Source organism: Bacillus cereus group sp. N21 (assembly GCF_016483395.1).
GTDB classification, from domain to species: Bacteria; Bacillota; Bacilli; order Bacillales; family Bacillaceae_G; genus Bacillus_A; species Bacillus_A pseudomycoides.
Genome location: NZ_JAEHBX010000454.1, coordinates 1 through 231, shown reverse-complemented (window position 1 = coordinate 231; position 231 = coordinate 1). Strand labels below are relative to the sequence as shown.

The following is a 231-nucleotide window of genomic DNA, read 5'->3' as shown; positions in this document are numbered from 1 at the left end:
GAAGAGTAAGGAACATTCAACAAACATGCATAGAAAGAAAAGGGCCAAGGCTATCAAAGTCTCACCGACTTAGTAAACCATATGTAAAGGGAGCATCTGAGCGTTTATATCATCGCGATGGTCCAGGAGAGCGGTGGGTGCAGAGGGATTATAGAACGGATGAACGGGCTTCATTTTATGGGATACAGCGTGTATTCTACGGTGCGCATATGGATGATAACTTAGAAGGAC

Annotated in this window: 1 pseudogene; it reads left to right on the top strand. The window is 44.6% G+C overall.

Features of this window, described 5'->3' with window-relative positions:
* Positions 1-231, top strand: a pseudogene (locus JDS96_RS31615) (2-isopropylmalate synthase); the annotation flags it as partial.